The 1,298-nt window shown below is 37.7% G+C and carries 2 protein-coding genes; both read left to right on the top strand.

Going from position 1 to position 1,298, the window contains the following annotated elements; genetic code table 11:
• The first annotated feature begins 46 nt into the window (after positions 1-46).
• Positions 47-427, top strand: coding sequence for a helix-turn-helix domain-containing protein (locus KQI32_RS13235; RefSeq protein WP_216426110.1), 381 nt, complete (start codon positions 47-49; stop codon positions 425-427).
• Positions 364-1,263: an IS3 family transposase gene (locus KQI32_RS13230; protein WP_308167063.1), complete on the top strand. Its 900-nt coding sequence runs from the start codon at positions 364-366 to the stop codon at positions 1,261-1,263. Before KQI32_RS13235 ends, KQI32_RS13230 begins: the two co-directional genes overlap by 64 nt.
• Positions 1,264-1,298 lie beyond the last annotated feature (35 nt).

Below are 1,298 nucleotides of genomic sequence, written 5' to 3'. Positions count from 1 at the left end.
TGATATGCACCCCAAAAGTTAGACACTTTTGGAGGTGCATATTTTTATGGGAAAGACAGGAAAAAAGAACAGGACATACTCGCCAGGATTTAAAACGTGTGTTATAATGGATATGCTAGAACATCATTTGGGATACAGAGAAACTGCACGAAAGTATCAATTAAGAGAAAGCGGCAGCGTAGTAGATATGCTCAAACGGTGGGAACGCATATACTTAGAAGAAGGAGCCGAAGGTCTGATGAAAGAGAGAAGAGGTAGAGGTTGTTCCACCGGCAAAACAAGGAGAGGCAGGCCACCTAAGTTAGATAAAAAGGTCGAGGAAGATTTAATCGCCGAAAATCAGCGGCTGAGAATGGAGCTCGAATACTTAAAAAAACTGAGTGCCTTAGTTCTTGCGGAAGAGCGAAAGAACGGGAAAAGGCGTTAATTATCGCTGAACTAAGGCAAAAGTATCCGCTAAAAGATTTATTGCAATTATCCGGTTTGGCACGAAGCACATTCTATTACTACCTTAAACACGTAAACAAAGATAAGTATGAATGTGAAAAGCAAGCGATCTTAGATATATTTAATGCCAACAAAGGTAGGTATGGCTACCGCAGAATATTAACTGTTTTGCGTAACAAAGGTTATTCAATAAATCACAAAACCGTATTAAAGTTGATGAATAGTCTTGGTTTAAAAGGCAAACAGCGAAAAAACGACAAATACCATTCGTACAAAGGTGAAATTGGAAAAGTTGCAAATAACCTATTAAAAAGAAATTTTTATGCAGCAAAGCCTTTTGAAAAGCTCACAACAGATGTTACTCAGTTTAAGGTTTGCAATGAGAAAGTATATCTGTCTCCAGTGATGGATCTATTCAACCGGGAAATTGTTTCATACTCTATTTCATTAAATCCTAATTTGCGGCAGATACGAGAAATGTTATATGGTTTATTAGACAAGCTTCCTGCCAATGCAGCACCGATATTTCATTCAGATCAAGGCTGGCAATATCAGCACGCAGAATATCAGCGTTTGCTTGCTGAACATAATATTACGCAAAGTATGTCCCGTAAAGGCAATTGTATGGACAACGGAGCGATGGAAAACTTCTTCGGCAGACTAAAGGTAGAAATGTTTTACGGCGAACATTTTCAAACAGTTAATGAATTCATCAACTGTTTGAAAGAGTATATTGATTACTACAACAACGAACGGATTGTTTCTAAATTGAAAATGAGTCCGGTACAATTCCGAACTCATTCTCTTGAAAGTTAATATTTATTTTTGTCTAATCTTTGGGGGGCACTTCA

This window comes from Acetivibrio sp. MSJd-27 (genome assembly GCF_018918095.1).
GTDB lineage: Bacteria > Bacillota > Clostridia > UMGS1840 > HGM11507 > HGM11507.
This window is presented reverse-complemented; position numbering and strand designations above follow the sequence as displayed.